This window comes from Chryseobacterium camelliae (assembly GCF_002770595.1).
Lineage (GTDB): Bacteria > Bacteroidota > Bacteroidia > Flavobacteriales > Weeksellaceae > Chryseobacterium > Chryseobacterium camelliae.
The window spans coordinates 2312214-2330339 of sequence record NZ_CP022986.1 but is presented as its reverse complement, the minus strand read 5'-3'; the positions used below and the strand labels follow the sequence as shown (position 1 = coordinate 2330339).

The 18126-nt window shown below is 42.3% G+C and carries 17 protein-coding genes; 8 read left to right on the top strand and 9 right to left on the bottom strand.

The window, feature by feature from the left end:
- Positions 1–47 precede the first annotated feature (47 nt).
- Complete coding sequence (locus tag CGB83_RS10735; protein WP_100075761.1) at positions 48–1052, top strand: DHH family phosphoesterase; 1005 nt, start codon at positions 48–50, stop codon at positions 1050–1052.
- 160 nt (positions 1053–1212) lie between these two features.
- Here CGB83_RS10735 and CGB83_RS10730 read toward each other — a convergent pair whose 3' ends face one another.
- The 6 genes from CGB83_RS10730 to tilS all read right to left on the bottom strand — a co-directional run bounded on the left by CGB83_RS10730 (position 1213) and on the right by tilS (position 7510).
- Positions 1213–2004, bottom strand: coding sequence for a patatin-like phospholipase family protein (locus CGB83_RS10730; RefSeq protein ID WP_100075760.1), 792 nt, complete (start codon positions 2002–2004; stop codon positions 1213–1215).
- 9 nt (positions 2005–2013) lie between these two features.
- On the bottom strand, positions 2014–2796 hold the full coding sequence (locus CGB83_RS10725) for an alpha/beta fold hydrolase (protein ID WP_100075759.1): 783 nt from the start codon (positions 2794–2796) through the stop codon (positions 2014–2016).
- A 9-nt stretch (positions 2797–2805) separates the two neighbouring features.
- A complete protein-coding gene (locus CGB83_RS10720) occupies positions 2806–3309 on the bottom strand; it encodes a hypothetical protein (RefSeq protein ID WP_100075758.1) in 504 nt (167 codons plus the stop codon).
- A gap of 63 nt (positions 3310–3372) precedes the next feature.
- On the bottom strand, positions 3373–3897 hold the full coding sequence (locus CGB83_RS10715) for a biopolymer transporter ExbD (protein ID WP_100075757.1): 525 nt from the start codon (positions 3895–3897) through the stop codon (positions 3373–3375).
- Positions 3898–4095: 198 nt separating this feature from the next.
- Positions 4096–6165, bottom strand: a complete 2070-nt coding sequence (locus CGB83_RS10710) for a protein-disulfide reductase DsbD family protein (RefSeq protein WP_100075756.1) — start codon at positions 6163–6165, stop codon at positions 4096–4098.
- Entirely contained in the window at positions 6155–7510 is a 1356-nt protein-coding gene (tilS, locus tag CGB83_RS10705; protein WP_228419903.1) for a tRNA lysidine(34) synthetase TilS, read from the bottom strand. Before tilS ends, CGB83_RS10710 begins: the two co-directional genes overlap by 11 nt.
- A gap of 60 nt (positions 7511–7570) precedes the next feature.
- Between tilS and CGB83_RS10700 the strand changes: the two genes are divergently transcribed.
- The 5 genes from CGB83_RS10700 (at position 7571) to CGB83_RS10680 (ending at position 12072) form a co-directional block, all read left to right on the top strand.
- The gene (locus CGB83_RS10700) at positions 7571–8404 is read left to right on the top strand and encodes an OmpA family protein (protein ID WP_100075755.1); all 834 of its coding nucleotides are present in this window, start codon (positions 7571–7573) and stop codon (positions 8402–8404) included.
- A 405-nt stretch (positions 8405–8809) separates the two neighbouring features.
- Positions 8810–9457, top strand: coding sequence for an O-methyltransferase (locus CGB83_RS10695; RefSeq protein WP_100075754.1), 648 nt, complete (start codon positions 8810–8812; stop codon positions 9455–9457).
- A gap of 91 nt (positions 9458–9548) precedes the next feature.
- On the top strand, positions 9549–10265 hold the full coding sequence (locus CGB83_RS10690) for a C40 family peptidase (RefSeq protein WP_100075753.1): 717 nt from the start codon (positions 9549–9551) through the stop codon (positions 10263–10265).
- 3 nt (positions 10266–10268) lie between these two features.
- Positions 10269–10727, top strand: a complete 459-nt coding sequence (locus CGB83_RS10685; protein WP_100075752.1) for a DUF1648 domain-containing protein — start codon at positions 10269–10271, stop codon at positions 10725–10727.
- Positions 10728–10839: 112 nt separating this feature from the next.
- Positions 10840–12072, top strand: a complete 1233-nt coding sequence (locus CGB83_RS10680; RefSeq protein ID WP_100075751.1) for a 3-deoxy-D-manno-octulosonic acid transferase — start codon at positions 10840–10842, stop codon at positions 12070–12072.
- Here the strand turns inward: CGB83_RS10680 and CGB83_RS10675 are convergent.
- From CGB83_RS10675 to CGB83_RS10665, 3 genes are read right to left on the bottom strand one after another with little or no spacing between them, the layout of a single operon-like run.
- Entirely contained in the window at positions 12064–12690 is a 627-nt protein-coding gene (locus CGB83_RS10675; RefSeq protein ID WP_100075750.1) for a deoxyuridine 5'-triphosphate nucleotidohydrolase, read from the bottom strand. The two genes, CGB83_RS10680 and CGB83_RS10675, sit on opposite strands and share 9 nt — an antisense overlap.
- A complete protein-coding gene (locus CGB83_RS10670; protein WP_100075749.1) occupies positions 12690–13445 on the bottom strand; it encodes a glycosyltransferase family 2 protein in 756 nt (251 codons plus the stop codon). The genes CGB83_RS10675 and CGB83_RS10670 overlap by 1 nt, the downstream gene beginning before the upstream one ends.
- A gap of 40 nt (positions 13446–13485) precedes the next feature.
- Positions 13486–14463, bottom strand: a complete 978-nt coding sequence (locus tag CGB83_RS10665; RefSeq protein ID WP_100075748.1) for an acyltransferase family protein — start codon at positions 14461–14463, stop codon at positions 13486–13488.
- Between the two features lie 200 nt (positions 14464–14663).
- On the opposite strand from CGB83_RS10665, the gene CGB83_RS10660 reads away from it, so the two are divergent.
- Complete coding sequence (locus CGB83_RS10660) at positions 14664–15137, top strand: lipocalin family protein (RefSeq protein ID WP_100075747.1); 474 nt, start codon at positions 14664–14666, stop codon at positions 15135–15137.
- Positions 15138–15310: 173 nt separating this feature from the next.
- Positions 15311–18124 (top strand): leucine--tRNA ligase, encoded by a 2814-nt coding sequence (gene leuS / locus CGB83_RS10655; protein ID WP_100075746.1) that lies wholly within the window; start codon positions 15311–15313, stop codon positions 18122–18124.
- The last annotated feature ends 2 nt before the right edge of the window (positions 18125–18126 follow it).

The window sequence follows — 18126 nt, the reverse complement described above, 5'->3', positions numbered from 1 at the left end:
GAAAAGCTCTATCTTTGGAAACTCAAATTTAATGAAATAAACATCCTATGTTTACCCCCGCAGAACTTTTAGAAATCAATACCTTACTTATTCCGGAAAACAAAGTCGTTATTCTTACCCATTACAACCCGGATGGGGATGCTATAGGTTCAAGTTTAGGGCTCAAACATTATTTAAGGCAGAAAGGAATAGAAGCCGATGTGGTGGTCCCGAATGATTTTCCCAAATTTCTGAAATGGATGCCGGAAGCTAAAAAAGCAATTATTGCCGAATATAAAAGAAAGGTAGCCTTTGAAATCATCCAGTCTGCAGATGTTATTTTCTGCTTGGATTTCAATTCACCCTCCAGGATCGGATTATTAGGAGACTGGCTTGTTAATGCAAAGGGAAAGAAAATCCTGATTGACCACCATCAGCAGCCGGAATCATTTGATTTTGTTTATTCAGATACGGTCATTCCTGCTACCTGCCAGATGGTCTACCATTTCATCGAAGCAATGGATGATGAAAAACTGGTGAACCACAATATTGCAGAATGCCTCTATACAGGAATCATGACCGATACGGGCGGGTTCCGTTTCCGTTCCACAAGTGCCACGACCCACCGGATCATTGCCAACCTCATTGAGAAAGGCGCAGACCCTGCCATGATTACCTCTAATACCTGGGATACGAATACGGTTTCCAGGCTTCATCTGCTCGCGCTTATTCTCGGTAGGATAGAAGTGGTACATGAAGGTAAAGTTGCCGTGTTGTACCTTACCCGAAAAGAATTACAGGAGTACGGTTTCCAAAAAGGGGATACGGAAGGCTTTGTAAATTACGGGCTCAGCATTCTGGGCGTAAAGATGGCCGCATTTTTTATGGAGGACTTGTATGATGATTTCATTAAGATCTCGTTCAGAAGTAAGGATGATGTGGATGTGAATCAGTTTTCCCGCAAATATTTTAGTGGCGGAGGGCATATCAATGCTGCCGGAGGAAAATCATATGAATCGTTACACGGAACGATTGAAACCTTCAAAAAAATGATCGAGGAAGAGAACATGTAAAGAGAAAAGGCTAAAGGCCTGATAATCTAATCAGTCGAATAAATAATATCGTATCCGTAATAATTTGCTCATCAGGTTATTCCGGCAATCCGAATTATGTTCATGTAAAACTTAAAACATTCAATTCCTATTACACTCAAACCCTCCATCTCTCAAACCCTCAGACTCTTTTATACCCCTTCTCCTCAAGTTCATTACAGGTATATGCATAGACTTCCTCGCACATGACATCAATAAATTTTTTATTGAACAGGCTGAATTGTGTCATTTTGGGAGGATCCAGGAAAATATCGCAGTGCTTCACTTTTGAATAGACAGATTTGGCAATAGCCAGGTGTAAAATCCTGTCGAACTCTTTCATGAGGCTCATGTTGCTCAGTTCATCATAGGTGATCGAATTAACGTGGGATGCGATCAGGAAATCACATTGATCCATGATCGGCTCTATTGGAAGGTTATCCAGGACGCCGCCGTCTACATAAATCTTTGTACCCATCCTTACGGGAGGCAGGACAAACGGAACGCTGGAAGAAGCTAATAGCGGGGCAAACAGCTCACCTTCTGAAAAGAAATCTACAATACCATGAGTCATTTCTGTGGCAGCAACGTATACCGGCATTTTCAAAATGCTGAAATTGTCTTCCGGAAAATGTTCGGTCAGAAGTTTAAGAATAAAATTGGAACTGAAAATCCCGTTTTTTGAAAGCCTTAAATAGGAACGGGAGAAAAAAGTGGTCTTCCTTACGATGTCAAGCATCTCGTCAGGCGTTTTTCCAAATGCATAAAAGGCTGCAATCAGAGAGCCTGCGCTGGTCCCGGAGATGATATCCGGCCTGAGGTTGTATTCTTCCAGCGCCTTAAGCACTGCAATATGGGCAATTCCCCGCATTCCGCCACCGGAAAGCGTAAGTCCGATGACCGGTTTCTTTTTTTTAAAGGAAAACAAACCCATGCACTGCTATTAGAGGACCAGTTTTTTGGGCAGGTTATGGAGCAGCTCTGTATTGATGATCTGCGCGCATATTGCAGGCTTTTCCCAATGGCCGTTGTGCCCGCAGTCTACGACATAGGATTTGATATTGGTACGGTCCGGCAGGCCTTTGATAACAGCTTCTGTTTTTACAGCCTGGTCGTGCTTGCCGGCCAAAACTAAAATCTTAGATTCGAGAGAATCCATAATGTGCTTCTTATCCGTCCTTTCCACCATGCCTTTTACACAGGCTAAAGCGCCGAGAGGATTCGTAGATAAGGCTGTTTCCAAGGCTGTTTCTATTTTGCCTTCCAGGATGTCCTTTTCGTTGGGATTGAATAAATTCGGGATTCCTGCTTTTGCATAATGACTGAATGCATCTTTAATGATGCGGTAGCTCTTGATGCGCTGTTCTTTCTTTTCATCATCATCAGCCAGGTAGCTGGAGAAGAAAAGCGTCAGGCTTTTTAAGTTCTCCGGATATCGTTCTGCAAAGGCAAGGGAAACATAGCCTCCCATAGAATGCCCCAGAAGATGAATTTTTTCCAGATGGTGCTGATCCACCACGTTTTTCACCTCTTCTGCCATCATTTCCATTGTATGGGTATCCGCAAGGATATCCGACTGCCCGTGGCCCGGAAGGTCTATTTTTAAAAGTGAGAAATCTTCAGACAGGTAAGGCTCCATATCTTTCCATACTGAGAGGTTTTCCATGAATCCGTGGAGGAGGACCAATACCTCTATTCCGTTTCCTTTCCTTTCAAAATTCAGCATATCTTTATTTTAAAAATGAATATCAATATAATCAACAAATCCCGAACCATTCACCATATCCTGAAGCCTGTAGGTTTTACCGCCGTCTTTGGATGAAAACGTTTTGGTGCCTTTCCTGGTGTAAGCCTTTCCGTCTTCACTGATGTTCTGGGATATTTCTCCCGTAAAATTCATGTGATTATCTGAAACAACGGCCATGAAACCTTTGATGGTCACTTTATTTTTACCGGATGTGATGGTTCCGGAAACATCGTAATGATCTGCCTCTCCGCTGATTTTGCTGAAGTTCACGGAACCAGGCGTCTTGATCAGATTATGGGTAAACTTGTGGCTTCCGCTGAAATCCCTGAACCGGTTTTGTGAGCGGATGCTGTCATTGATCTTCGTTCTTGCCTTGTTAATGGAATCAACAATCTGTATGCTGTCTTTCTCCTGGGAGCCAGGCTTTGTCTCTTTTTTAGAACATGAAATGACCAGTGCTGTAATAGCCAATGCAGGTAAAATCTTTTTCATCAGTATAAAATATCTTTCTCAAAAGTAAACAAAAAAGAGCATCTTTAAAAATGCTCTCAGTGGTTATTTTGTTAAGTCTTCGTAAACTTTCTTTTCCCAGGGTTTAATGTCTGTAACGCCATACCGGTCTTTCTTGGAAATAGCGATATTATCCAGCATATCTACAAAGTTTTTGTAACTGGCATCATCGGTAGGTTTGATGATAATAGTGAAAATATCTTTGTTAGGGGCCTGGTCATACGCTTCTGAGATAATCTTTGAAATATGGATCCCGTTAAAATCAGTTTCTTTAAGATTCGTTGTATTCAGGTCATTCTTATTGCTCTGATGGTAAAAAACTTTATTGTCTTTGCCTAAAATAAAGGTAACCTGGTTCAGATCCTTGATCACAGGAAGGTTCTTAAGATGGGAATCCGGATCTTTTGCTGGCAATCCCAAGTCCATGACGTTTGGTTTGGTAAAGTTGGTGGTGAACATAAAAAAGGTAATCAGCAAGAAGCCCAGGTCCACCATAGGCGTCATATCCACTCTGATGAGTTTTTTTCTCTGTTTGCCGCCCTGTTTCTCTTGTGCAATAATTTCAGCCATAGTTTGTATTTTTAAATGTTAAACGTTTATTGATAAACGATAGATAAATGACATTTATTTTGTTTTTAAAATACAAAATCCATACCTAAAATAAGTAATTGGTAGTTTGTGTATAAATTCATTTTGTGTATCCGGAACATCACAATAAAAAAATGCCCTGTCATTCAGACAGGGCCATGTATAATCTTTAAAACAGGATTATTTATTTTTCTTGAAGTAGCTCACACCGCATTCCAGGAATTTTTTGAACTTATCTTTTTCCATGTATCCTGAAACCGGAGTATTGATTACTTTTCCGTCCGGCGTAAGCAGTACATAATGCGGCTGCGAATTGTTGTTGAAATTAGCCGTCTGGAAGAGGCTCCATCGGTCTCCTATAGTCTTTACTTTTTTCATTTGCCCGTCGCCAAGATCAATCTTGGTCTTCTGATTTTCCGGAAGCTCTTCTTTATCATCCACATACAAAGAAGCGAGGACTACATCATTCTGGAGGATCGGCAGGATATCCGGTTCGCTCCATACAAATTCCTCCATTTTACGGCAGTTTTCACAGCCATAGCCGGTAAAGTCGATCAGGATAGGCTTGCCTTCTTTTTTAGCGAGGTCAATTGCCGTAAAGAAATCGTGTTCCGGGTGCATGCCCAGGATGCCGTCTTTTTCATCATGGAAATAGCTGACATTCAACGGGGGTAAAATTCCGCTCAGCAACTGCAGTTTCGGACGTTCAGCAGGAATCATTCCCTGGATCAGGTAGATCACAAAACCGATCCCGAGCAGTCCTGTTATTTTTCTGGTCAGTGAAATCTTAGGTTTTTTATCATCATGCGGAAACCGGATCAGCCCGAACAGGTAAATCACCAGTCCTATGGCAATCACAATCCAGATGGCGATGAAAAGCTCTCTCTTAATAAAGAACGTTTTGGAGACAAGGTCTGCTTTAGAAAGGAATTTCAGGGCAAGAGCCAGTTCCACAAAACCTAACACTACTTTTACTGTATTCATCCAGCCGCCGGATTTCGGAAGGCTCTGTAAAGCTTGAGGGAATAAAGCCAGAAGCCCGAAAATCACTGCCCATGCCAATCCGAAACCTGCCAGTGCAAAAGTAAGCAGCATCGGTACATTAGCCGAACCGGTAATTGCGCTTCCTAATAGGCTTCCCAGGATAGGCCCGGTACAGGAGAATGAGACAATCACAAGCGTTAAAGCCATAAAGAAAATCCCGATGATCCCACCGGCTTCTTCTGCCTTGGACGATTTGTTGGCAATAGAGCTTGGCAGCGTTATATCATAGTATCCGAAGAAACTTCCTGCAAAGAAAATAAAGATGATGAAGAATGCGATATTCAGCCACACGTTGGTGGAGATTTCATTGAAAACATTCCCTGCAATACCGTCAATCAGGTGGAAAGGTACGCTGAGCAATACAAAGATCAACAGGATGAAGAACCCATAGATCAGCGCATCACGCTTGCCCTTAGCCTTATTTTTATTCCCTTTCGTAAAAAAGGAAACTGTAAGAGGGATCATCGGGAAAACGCATGGCGTAAGCAGTGCGATCAGCCCGCCGATGAATCCTAATAAAAGGTATGTCCAGTAATTTTCATTGATTTTCGAAGATCCTGTACCGCAGTCTGTCAGTGGATTTTTGATATCGATAGACTGTATTTTCAGCTGTTTCGGATCGAGTGCTGAACTTTCCGTAACGGTAATAGCCGTCTTTGAAGGATTTTCCGTAACGGTTTCAGTGGTTGCAACAGAATCTTTTGTTTCCGGTGCTGTTTCTGCAACAGCGGTTTCCTCCACAGCTCCTTTAGGTGTTACTTTCTGATTGAACTCAAGCGTATTCGGCGCAAGGCATACTCGGTCGTCACAGGTCTGATACATAATTTCAGCCACTACTTCTCCGGGCTTGGCAGCATCTTTAAGTTTAAACTTCTGTTTAAACCCGGCAGCGTTGGAGTAATAGACAATCGTACCACCAAAAGCCTCGGAAAACTCTTCATGCTTTTTTCCGGTCTCCGTAAACTTTCCTACCAGTTCGATATTTTTTCCGGAAACCTTATATTCCGTAGGGATTCCGGTATCTTCCGGAAGGTCTTTGGAATAAATATGCCAGCCGTTTTCAATGGTAGCATTCAGGACCGCTTCGTATTGGTTATTGCCTAAGTCGTTGACCGTGAGTTTGAATTTTACAGGATTTTTTATCTGTGCATTAATCCCGGTAGCTAAGAATAAGAGGATTAATAAAAACCAGTTTTTAAATTTCATGTTGTCTCTTGTTAAAAATTTTGAGAATCTTAACGGTATTCCCATCACCTTCATATCGCCTGTCCTGTCTTAAAGGAACAACCCCGAGTACGGTATTGTTGCCATCGGCCAGGATCCATATTTTTTGCCTCGCTAAAATAGATAATTTTTCGTCCCTAAAAAACTTGGAGACTTTCTTTTTACCGGAAAATGCTGATGGGTAAAATTCATCACCGGCCTGCTGCCTTCTCAGCTTCAGGGGAAACGTCAGTTTTTCTGCGTCAAAATCCCATTCAAAGGAAATATCCGTTTCCCTGTTGGTATTTATATTATCTTCGAGATTAATCGCCATCCGGTTTTCAGAAAAGTCAAAATTTTCAGTCAGGATAACCGTCTCATTTCTCTGATCCTGTTTTTCATAATTCGATGTAAAGGTCAGTTCATCCCTGTATACGGTAAGCCGATACTCTTTTGAAAAGAAAATGCTTCCGTTTTCAGCAGTGAAAATTTTAGGTATTTCTTCTTCAGCCGTAAAGCCGTATTTTTTCAGGATTTCAAATTTTACGAAATCACTTTGCCGGCTGAGCTGTTCCTTGGATAGTATTTTACAGTCTTGGTTAAAAACAGAGATCAGATTTTCTATCGCTGTGATCTGTTCATCCACAAAATCCTTAGCCTGGTTCAGGTAAGAAATGCTTTTCCTGAAATTTCCAAGGAAATCATCATGCGTTGTCATCAGTTTCGGAACTATTTCATTCCTGATACTGTTTCTCAGATAATCATTTTTAGCATTGGACCGGTCTTCCCTGTATTCGATGCCGTTGATCCGGGCAAACCTATAAATCTCTTCTTTTGAAAAGGGAAGTAAAGGTCTTATGATGCCGTTAGCCGAAGCAGGAATGCCGCTGAGTCCCCTGATTCCGGCTGCTTTGGAAAGATTGATGATGAATGTTTCCAGCTGGTCATTCAGGTGATGGGCGGTAACCAGGAATTCAAGTTGGTGCCGGTCCTGTATTTCCCGGAAAAAACGATACCGGATTTCCCTGGCCCAAAGCTGAACGGAATGTTCAGGTTTCCGGTCCTTTTCTGTAACGGTATAGAGATGCATTCGGATGTTGGACCGGGAACAGAAATCCTGCACCACTTTCTGATCCAGGTCCGAATCTTCCCCGCGGAGCCTGTAGTTGATATGAGCGATCTCAAACCTCTGCCCCGTGAGTTTAAACAGGTGTGCCAAAACCATGGAATCTGCCCCGCCACTTACCGCCAGAAGGTAGGTGTGCTCTGATGGTGATGCGACCAGATTTCCCAGCTGCTGTACAAAATTCCCCTTTTCCAACATGAAACTGCTGATTTCTTTCTGCAAAGATAATTCTTATAATTAAAATGAATTTCCATAACTTTGGTTCGTCTAAAAAGATTATTTATGAAGATTTTTAAAATTTTAGCAGCTTCTGCAATGGTGTTGGGAATGACATCTTGTATCAGTAAAAAGCAGTATGATGCTTTGAGCAGCAATTACAAGCAGTGTATTGAAAATGTGGGTGAAAGACAACGGGAAATTCAGGACCTTAAAGCACAGAATTCCGCTTTAACCGGGGAAAACAATTTGCTGAAAAGCCAGCACGATGCTTTGAAATCCTCTCTGGATGCCTGTCTTTCGAATACGGGTAAAAGTTCAGCCAATATTGACAAACTTGTGGGAGAGATCAATGCCTCCAACTCGTATATCAAACAGCTGATCTCCACCAATGCTAAAAATGACAGCCTGAACCTTGCCCTGTCAAACAAACTGAAAAGATCCCTTGATAATGTTTCAGATCAGGATGTACAGGTGAAAGTGCTGAAAGGAGTGGTAATGATTTCCCTTTCAGACAAGATGCTGTATAAAACCGGAGATTACAATGTAATGCCTGCAGCCATGGAGGTACTAGGAAAAGTAGCCAAGGTAATCAATGATTACGATAAATATTCCGTACTAATTGAAGGGAACACGGATAATGCAGCATTAAGCTCTGCTAACCTGCCTAAAGACAACTGGGACCTTTCTGCTTTAAGAGCTACATCGGTTGCCAAGATTTTACAGAGCCAGTTCGGGGTTGATCCTTCAAGAATTACTGCCGGCGGACGTTCAGAATACAATCCTAAAGCGACGAACATGAGCGTTACGGGAAGAGCGGAAAACAGAAGAACAGAAATCATCATCATGCCTAAGCTGGATGAATTCATGAAGCTGATGGATATTACGCCTAAGAAATAAATACAGTTTATCCTTATATAAATAAATCCCGAATTGCTTCGGGATTTATTTTTTGATCAAATCGTTCTATGAAATAGAAATGATTTGTTGCAAAAATGAATAAGATATTTCGGTCGGTTCTTTTCTTACAGAAACAGCATTGCCCGAGGGCAATGCTTGTTTTGATTCTTAGTTAATTTTGTTTTTTTCCCCTTCATGATGTTCCTCTAATTGTTTTTACCCGTTGTTCTTTTGCAAAGGTATATCATTGCTCAATGCAAAAACATCCGGGTTTTCACGGTATTTTGCCTCCGGGTTTTCCCGGTTTTTTCCAAAAAGTGGCCTTTTTTTGTCGCTATGATAGATGAACTCTATGCCTTCCTGCTATTTTTTAAGTACATTTGACTGTTCAAAGAATAAATTAACATGAGCTTTTTTGAAGAGAAAAATCCGGAAATGGACCGGTACCTCGAAACCCATGCTTCTTCGGAACCCGAAATCCTGAGAAGGCTACGACGCGAGACCTATCATAAAACCACCCAGCCGCATATGATTTCCGGCTATCAGCAGGGAAGGCTCCTGACCATTATTTCCCAAATGCTTAATCCTGTGAACGTATTGGAAATCGGGACCTTTACGGGGTACGCTACCTTATGCCTGGCTGCCGGTCTGTCCAAAGACGGAACAATTACTACTTTGGATATCAATGAAGACCTTGCTTATCTTCCGCGTAAATATTTCTCAGAAAGCGAATATGCAGACCGCATTGATTTCAGGCTTGAGGATGCCAAAGAATTCCTAAAAGAAACAAATCAGGTCTTTGATCTTGTCTTCATTGATGCAGATAAAGAAAACTATGCGGAGTATTTCAGGCTTATTAAGCACCGGTTAAAATCCGGTTCTGTGGTTCTGTTCGACAATGTACTCTGGTACGGGAAAGTGCTCGAAGATCAGCCGAAGCAGAAAGCAACCCAGGTCATCAGGGAGCTTAATGATTTGATTGCAAAAGACGATGATTTTGAAAATCTTATTTTACCTTTGCGGGACGGGGTCAATTTTCTGAGAAGGAAATAAATTTAGATTAAAAAATCCTGAGGTATCGGAATTAATAAAATACAATTCTGATCTCTGAATTTCTAAATCTCTTAATCTCTAAATGTAAAAGATGGATAAAGGAATTTGTATGGTTACGGTAGCACCGGTGCGTGCGGAAAACTCGGATAAAGCAGAAATCGTCACAGAGATCCTGTTCGGGGAAAGCGCGGATATTCTTGAGGTGAATAAAAACTGGACCAGGATCAGGATGCATTATGACGGGTATGAAGGATGGATGGATACGAAGCAGATCCGTCCGGTACGGGATGAGGAATTGGCCAGAAGAAAGGTCACCCTTATTACGGAAGATTTTGCCTCGGTAATGATGAAAGACGGTAAGACCCTTCTTTCAATGGGTTCCGAAGTGGAATTTCCTGCGGTAGCTTCCCGGAGGAGCCATGATCTTCGTGAAAGTATTGCCTTAACGGCACGGGAATTCATCAATGTGCCTTATCTGTGGGGCGGGAAAAGCTTTTTTGCCGTTGACTGTTCCGGCTTTACGCAGCTGGTCTATAAAATCCATGAGGTTAAATTGCCCAGAGATACTTCCCAGCAGGTAGAAGTCGGGGAATCGCTTACTTTTGTGGAAGAAAGCCAGCCGGGAGACCTTGCCTTTTTTGAAAATGCGGAAGGGAAGATTATCCATGTGGGCATCATGCTGGAAAACCAGAAAATCATCCATGCATCCGGAAAAGTAAGAATCGATACACTGGATTCTACAGGAATCTTCAATAAAGAATTAAACAAGCATACACATAAGCTGAGGGTCATTAAAAACGTATTGTAGCCTATGAAAATATCCAGTATTTTATTAGCAATTAATATTGTAATGCTTGCTTTTATCTGGATTTTCACGGCAGTAAACTATTCGGCGCTGCCTGATATGATCCCTGCTCACTTTGTATTCAATGGTACCGCAGACGGGGAAAGCCCTAAAAAGATCATCTGGTTTTTGCCTTCCATCGCTACACTGATGTTTCTTATGTTAGCCGGGATTTCAAGGGATCCGGATTCTCCGATGCTTAACATTCCTGAGCGTTTCCGTAATAAGGAAAAGCTGAAACTGTTTTCATGCTCCATATTGCTTCCTTTAATGTTGCTGTTTTGCGATACTATTGTTGAAACCATTTTAATATCCCGGGGGAAGCTCAGTGCACTTAGCCATATGACAGAAGTTTTATTGGGGATTCTATTGATTACGATCTGCATTTGGTTATTGGTGATGATGAGAAAAACGAAGCCTGTTTAATTTTAAGAGTATTGTCAGATAGTAATACGATATAAGATCCTTAAACACCGGATTGTTTCTCAAAGAATCAGTCACCACAAATAGACAGTAACTGAACCATCAATCATTTTTAATGGCACTATTATACAACCTATTCATCCATCTGCTCATCTTCGGAATGAAGGTGTTCTCGCTTTTTAATGAAAAAACTAAAAAAGGCGTTCAAGGCAGGAAAGAATCTTTACAGAAAGTAACATCAGCGTTCAGGAAGTCTGATCAGGTCATCTGGATGCATGCTTCAAGCCTGGGGGAATATGAGCAGGGGCTTCCTGTCCTTGAGCAGCTGAAACAGCAGTTGCCGGGGCATAAAATACTGGTTACCTTTTTTTCCCCGTCAGGATATGAAAATGTTGTGAAGAAAAAGCATATCGCAGACGTCATCTGTTACCTTCCGTTTGATAAAAAAAGTCTTGTCAGGGAATTTACAGCACAATTCCGGACCGATCTGTTTTTCACCGTAAAATATGATTACTGGTACCATCTCCTGGAAGAGCTGAAACGTCAGAACGCCAGGGTGTATGTAATTTCGGCACTGTTTTATGAAGGACAGTCTTTCTTTACCTCATATGGCAAATGGATGGTGGCGCAGCTCCGGAAAAATATCGATTGGTTTTTTCATCAGACCGAACTTTCGTGGGCGCTGGCTAAAAGTATCGGACTCAACAGGTCCTCTGTGACGGGAGATACCCGTTTCGACCGGGTAAAGCAGCTGAGGGACCGTGATAATCATGTTGAACATATCAAGGAATTTATCGGGAATGATAAAGCGGTGGTTTTCGGAAGCTCATGGCAGGCGGAGGAAAAAATAGCGGAAGAGGTGCTTGAGGGTAATCCGTATGCTAAAATCATCCTGGCTCCGCATGACCTGAAAAGAGTGCCGCATCTGAAGCAGATCTTTCCCGAAGCCGTTGTATACAGTATGATTGATGGCTCACAATCCGCCGGCTTTTCATCGAGGGTACTTATTATCGACAGTATCGGCCTGTTGTCCAGGCTGTATTCTTATGCGGATATTGCGGTTGTAGGAGGAGGTTTCCATGATGCAGGCCTCCACAATATCCTTGAGGCAGCCACATTCGGGGTCCCGGTACTGTTCGGAAACCATTATAAGAAGAATCCGGAAGCGGATGACCTTATTGCTGCGGAAGGCGGAAAGGCATTTGAGAAGGAAGGCCAGGCCGCCGATTTTGTAATGTTCCTGATCAATAATGAAGACGCGCTTGATGCAATGGCGGGGAGTGCTAAACAATTTATTGACGGCAAGCCGGATGCTACCCGGCAAATCATCCAGAAAATATTACTTTAGGAAACCCTGGTTTCTGATGTCCTTTACAACAAGGTCCATATGATCCGGAATCTGATCTGCCTTAAGCCAGTTGAAGTCCAGCCCGTTGTTGATGCAGAGTTTTTCAAGGTAAGGTATGCTGTGGATTTTGCTTTCAGTCTCCGTCAGCAGCATATCAATTTCCATCCAGTAATCTTCATCCAGCTTTTGTATTAAAATCAATGCCCGGAATATTTTATTGATGAGGTACAGATGAAGTTTATACACCGCATCAAACCTTTGGCTGTTAAGGTCTTCACTATAATCCAGAACCTTATTTACCAGCAGCAGGTTAAGCGAAACTTCCCCGAATTTATCGGTAGTAATTTTCACATGTTCCGTAATTTCAGCACTGATTTTTCGGATGATGCTCAGGAAATATTTATAATTCCGGATGTATCCGGAAGCCAGCTGTACCTTTTCCTGAACAATTTCTTCCATGGCGTCGCGTTTGTCATCCGTAGTTTCAGGATCTATCAGCTCAAAGTAGAGTTTTTTGGACAGCAGCCTGTCTTTTTTCAGGAGCCTGAAAATGAGGCGGTCTTTTTCGATGCTGGAAAATGCGCTTAAAGCAGCTTTGAATTCTTTAGAATATTCCATCAGTTAAAAAATTTAGAATATTTCATAAATCCGTTGGCAGCCCAGTTGGCTGTGTAATATAATGATTTCAAAGTGGAGAACCCCATGAAATCCTTGTATACCAGGTATTGGTCTTTAATGATATTTTTCTTTTTGCGTGACACGCTGTTTTCCCGCATCCTGTATTTGGCCAGGGTTTTCTGTACCGGATATCCTTCAGGGATTTCTTTCAGGAGATTGAGCCACATCACATGGTCTTCACGCTTGCTTTTGATCGGGAAAAAGAATTTTCCGACTCTTCGGGTATCATACATAGTAGAAACCGGTGCCAGCCGGCAGGTTTTCAGCAGGTTTTTAAAGGTAACGGGAATGTCGGCAACGAAGTCCTTCAGTACAGGCTGGAGCTGTTCATTGCATCTGGAATAATTACAGTATACCAGCTCTTTGTGTTTACCCTTCATGGTACTGACCATCGTTTCGAGGTAGTCGGGGTACCAGTAATCATCTGAGTCCAGGAATGCAATATATCTTCCCTGAGCTCTTTCAAGGCTTTTATTGCGTGCATTTCCGGCTCCTCCATTGCGCTCGAGAATGTGAACTTTAATTCTGGGGTCATTGTATTCCCTCAGGATTTCAACCGTGTTATCACCGGAAAGATCGTCTGTAATGATCCACTCCCAGTTTTCATAGGTCTGGCTGAGAACAGACTGGATGGTCTCTTCTATAAATTCCGCAGAATTATAGCAGGGAGTAATAATGGAGACGAGTTCTTTCATGTATAAAGTTCGTAATCAGTGTTAGGGCAATGCTGTAAAATTATAAAAATCTTTTTTCATACAGGTGCCAGGATGCAATTCCTACCGCAATCACCAGCAGCATGCAGACAAGGCTCATCAGGAAAGGGTTATAGTGTTCAAAAAGGCCTAGCGTGGTGAATGTCCTGATGATAGGAAAATGAAAGATATAAATTCCGTACGTAAAATCCCCGTATTTCCCGAAATTGTTCAGGAAACGGAACGAATAAGCAATATAAAGGACGATTATACTGATCATAATAGGGGAGAAAAGCCTGATGTTGAAGATCAGGTCGATCCATACCGTAACCATGGCAATGATAAAAAGGACATTTTTGTTTTTTATGAACGTATCAAAGTTGAAATAAATAAGCATTCCCCCAATAAAGTAGCATAAAGAACCGGGGATCTGCCTGGACAGCTCTGCATGTCCGGTGAGACGGAAATAATTAAGGTATACCAGGGAAAGGAAATACAATACAGTGAGACTGATGTTCCTGTATTTATTATTTTTCCCGAATAACAAAAACATCAGCGGGACCGCAATATAAAAGCACATCTCAATTTTAAGCGTCCACAAAGCCCCGTTGACGGCGCCATTGCCGAATACGCCAGGAAGGTAAGGAGCCATAAAATTCATGAACAGGGAATTCCACAATACATATTTATAGACCTGAGGGTTGGTGAAATATGCGGTGAAGGAATAGGTGCTCACCATACTCAGCAGAATAGCACATAGAAAGACGACAAGCAGATAGGCAGGCACAATCCTGTTGAATCTTTTTTTGGCATACCGTGAGAGGGTGGACGTTCTCTCATAGCTTCGGGCAATAAGAAATCCGCTGACGATAAAGAAGGCAAAAACGGCAATCTCAACCGGGCTGTTTTCAAGAAAAGCGAGCTCCTTTGAGGCGCTCAGCGTTCCCAGGTGGCCTAAGAAGACAATAAACGCGAGGAGAACACGGATAAAGTCAAAATTATTTTTCGTTATATCTTGCATTTGTATTTATTTCTCTGCAAAAATAACTTTTTTAAGACAAGATGGGCCGCTTGCTGGCTTCAATATTTATTAAAGACCGGCTATATTATGATTCATAACCGGCAAATAATCAGAAATAAACTGCTGATGAATAAATTTTGATAAAATATTATTAATTCAATCAAAAAAATCATAATTTTAGCGCTTGAAAAATTTGATACATGAAGAAATTAGCATTACTATTTGCAGGTCTGTCATTATTTGTAGCTACCGGATGTAACGATGATGACAACACTCCCATGGAATATCCGATTGTAGGCACATGGCAGCCTGTAAAACAAGTGGTAACCGTTGTTCCTGTTTCAGGTACTCCTGTTTCAGACGGGATTTCTTTTGATACGACCTGTCAGAAAACATCCAGATGGGTATTTAAAGAAGGGAATACAGGGAAAAGGACCGATAATGGAGACAGTGCTACACCAGGCCAGTGCCAGGCTACTTTCGACCGTAATTTTACGTATACGTATGACAAAAGCAGCAAAGCCGTTGAAATGAAATACCAGGGAATTGTAGCACCGGACAAAGGCAAAGTGGTTACTCTTAATGATACTACACTGAACATTGCTTTTGAAGATACTACAGATCCTACCGAATATAAATCCGTAACCTATACCCTGAAGAGAATCCCTCAGTAAGGCGCAAGGTGATATGATACCTATTACAATCTCATCCCCGGATGGGATTTTTGTTTTCATATGGATTTAATTTAAAATTAAATTTTGATTTCTTTTAAAATTATTATTTTTGTGCATCCTGATTTCATAATTTGATATCTGACTTCAGGGCTAACATCTAATATCTACAACAAGTGTTTTACGATCATCAGCAGATAGAAAAAAAGTGGCAGAAATACTGGGAAGAAAACCAAACCTATAAAACTTCCGATACTCCCGAAAAACCTAAATTTTATGTTCTCGACATGTTCCCATATCCATCCGGTGCAGGGCTGCATGTAGGGCACCCGCTCGGGTATATTGCTTCGGATATTTATGCGCGGTACAAAAGGCATCAGGGATTCAATGTGCTTCATCCGGTAGGGTATGACAGTTTCGGACTGCCTGCTGAACAGTATGCGATCCAGACCGGGCAGCATCCGGCTGTGACTACAGAGCAGAATATTACGCGCTATGAAGAACAGCTGAGAAAGATCGGTTTTTCTTTTGACTGGAGCAGGGAAGTGCGAACTTCGGACCCTTCCTATTATAAATGGACCCAGTGGATTTTCATCCAGCTGTTCCACTCATGGTACAATAAAACTGCGGATAAGGCAGAATCAATCGATACGCTGATACAACATTTTGCCGCAAAAGGTACCCAGGGACTGGATGCCCAGCAAAATGACGTACTTGAATTCACTGCAGAGGAATGGAATGCGGCCTCTGAAATAGATAAAGAAGATATCCTGCTTAATTACCGTCTGGCCTATAGAGCGGAAACCACGGTCAACTGGTGCCCTGCACTGGGAACAGTCCTGGCCAATGATGAGGTGAAAGACGGAAAATCTGAAAGAGGCGGATATCCAGTGTACCAGAAAAAGATGATGCAGTGGAGCATGCGGATTTCTGCTTATTCAGAAAGGCTGTTGCAGGGACTGGATACTCTCGATTGGCCGCAGCCGCTGAAAGATGCCCAGGAATACTGGATCGGAAAATCACAGGGTGCCCAGGTGAAATTCAATGTGGAAAGCCATAACGAAACGATTGAAGTGTTCACGACAAGGCCGGATACGATTTTCGGGGCGACATTTATGGTGCTGGCTCCCGAACATCCTTTAGTGGATACCATTACTACTCCCGAGCAAAAGTCGGAAGTCGATCATTATATAGAGGAAACATCCAAGAAAACGGAAAGAGACAGGATGTCTGATGTGAAAAACGTGAGCGGCGCCTTTACAGGAGCATATGCTGTAAATCCGTTCAGCGGCAAGGCAATGCCGGTCTATATTTCAGACTACGTTTTAATGGGCTACGGAACAGGAGCCGTAATGGCAGTACCGGCTCATGATGAGCGTGACCACAGGTTTGCTAAGAAATTCAACCTGGAAATCAGAAAGGTTGTGGAGACGGATGAAGACATCCAGGAAAATGCCTTCGATTCTAAGGATTCCGTTTGTGTAAACTCTGATTTCTTAAACGGATTGAGCTATCAGGAAGCCAAAGCCGTCATCATTACTGCGATTGAGAAAAAAGCTATCGGAAACGGAACAACCAATTACCGCCAGAGGGATGCCATTTTCTCAAGGCAAAGATATTGGGGTGAACCGGTTCCTGTATATTATAAGGATGGAATGCCGTACACATTACCGGCCTCTGCATTGCCTCTTGAACTTCCGGAAGTGGAGAAATACCTTCCTACGGAAGATGGTGATCCGCCTTTGGGTAACGCAAAAATGTTTGCGTGGAATGAGGTGAACCAGAAAGTAGTCTCTACGGACCTTATTGATGAAGAGACGGTTTTCCCGCTGGAATTATCCACCATGCCGGGCTGGGCAGGAAGCTCATGGTATTTCCTACGGTATATGGACCCGCACGATGCTGAAGTTTTCGTTAAAAAGGAACTGGCTGACTACTGGGGACAGGTAGACCTGTATATCGGAGGGAGCGAGCATGCTACAGGCCACCTGCTGTATTCCCGTTTCTGGAACATGTTCTTAAAAGACAGGGGATATATCAGCCATGACGAACCTTTCCGGAAGCTGATCAACCAGGGGATGATTCTCGGGATGAGTGCTTTTGTGTACAGGATTGAAGGGACGAACCAATATGTTTCCAAAAATTTAGCAAAAGAGTATAAGACCCAGCAGATCCACGTAGATGTATCCTTATTAAAGGGAGCATCGGATGAACTGGATACTGAAGCATTCAAAACCTGGAGGCCTGACTTTGCCAATGCGGAATTTATCCTGGAAGACGGAAAATACATCACTGGCCGCGAAGTAGAGAAAATGTCCAAATCCAAATATAATGTAGTGAATCCGGATGATATCTGCCAGGAATACGGGGCAGACGGACTGAGACTGTATGAAATGTTCCTGGGACCTTTGGAACAATCCAAGCCATGGAATACACAAGGACTAAGCGGAGTGTACGGTTTTCTGAAAAAATTCTGGAATTTATATTTTAATGGCGAAGTTTTTGAAGTGTCCGATGAGGCTCCGACAAAAGCGGAATATAAAGTCCTGCATACCCTGATAAAAAAGGTGGTGTATGATATCGAACATTTTTCATTCAATACTTCGGTATCGTCCTTTATGATTGCGGTTAATGAGCTTCAAAAAATAAAATGCAATAAACGCAATATTTTAGAACCGTTGTCCGTTATCATTTCTCCATATGCGCCGCACATCTGTGAAGAGCTCTGGAGCCTGCTGGGACACGGTACTTCCATCGAGTTTGAACAATTCCCGGTGCTGAATGAAGACTATCTGGTAGAGGACGAAATCGAATATCCGGTAAGCGTTAACGGGAAAATGAAATTCAAATTGCCGTTATCTGCCCAGCTATCGGTGAAAGAAGTGGAGGAAATGGTGATTCAGGATGAAAAAATGCAGCAGATCCTGGAGGGGAAAACCCCTAAAAAGATCATTGTAGTGCATCACCGGATCGTTAATATAGTAATTTAAAT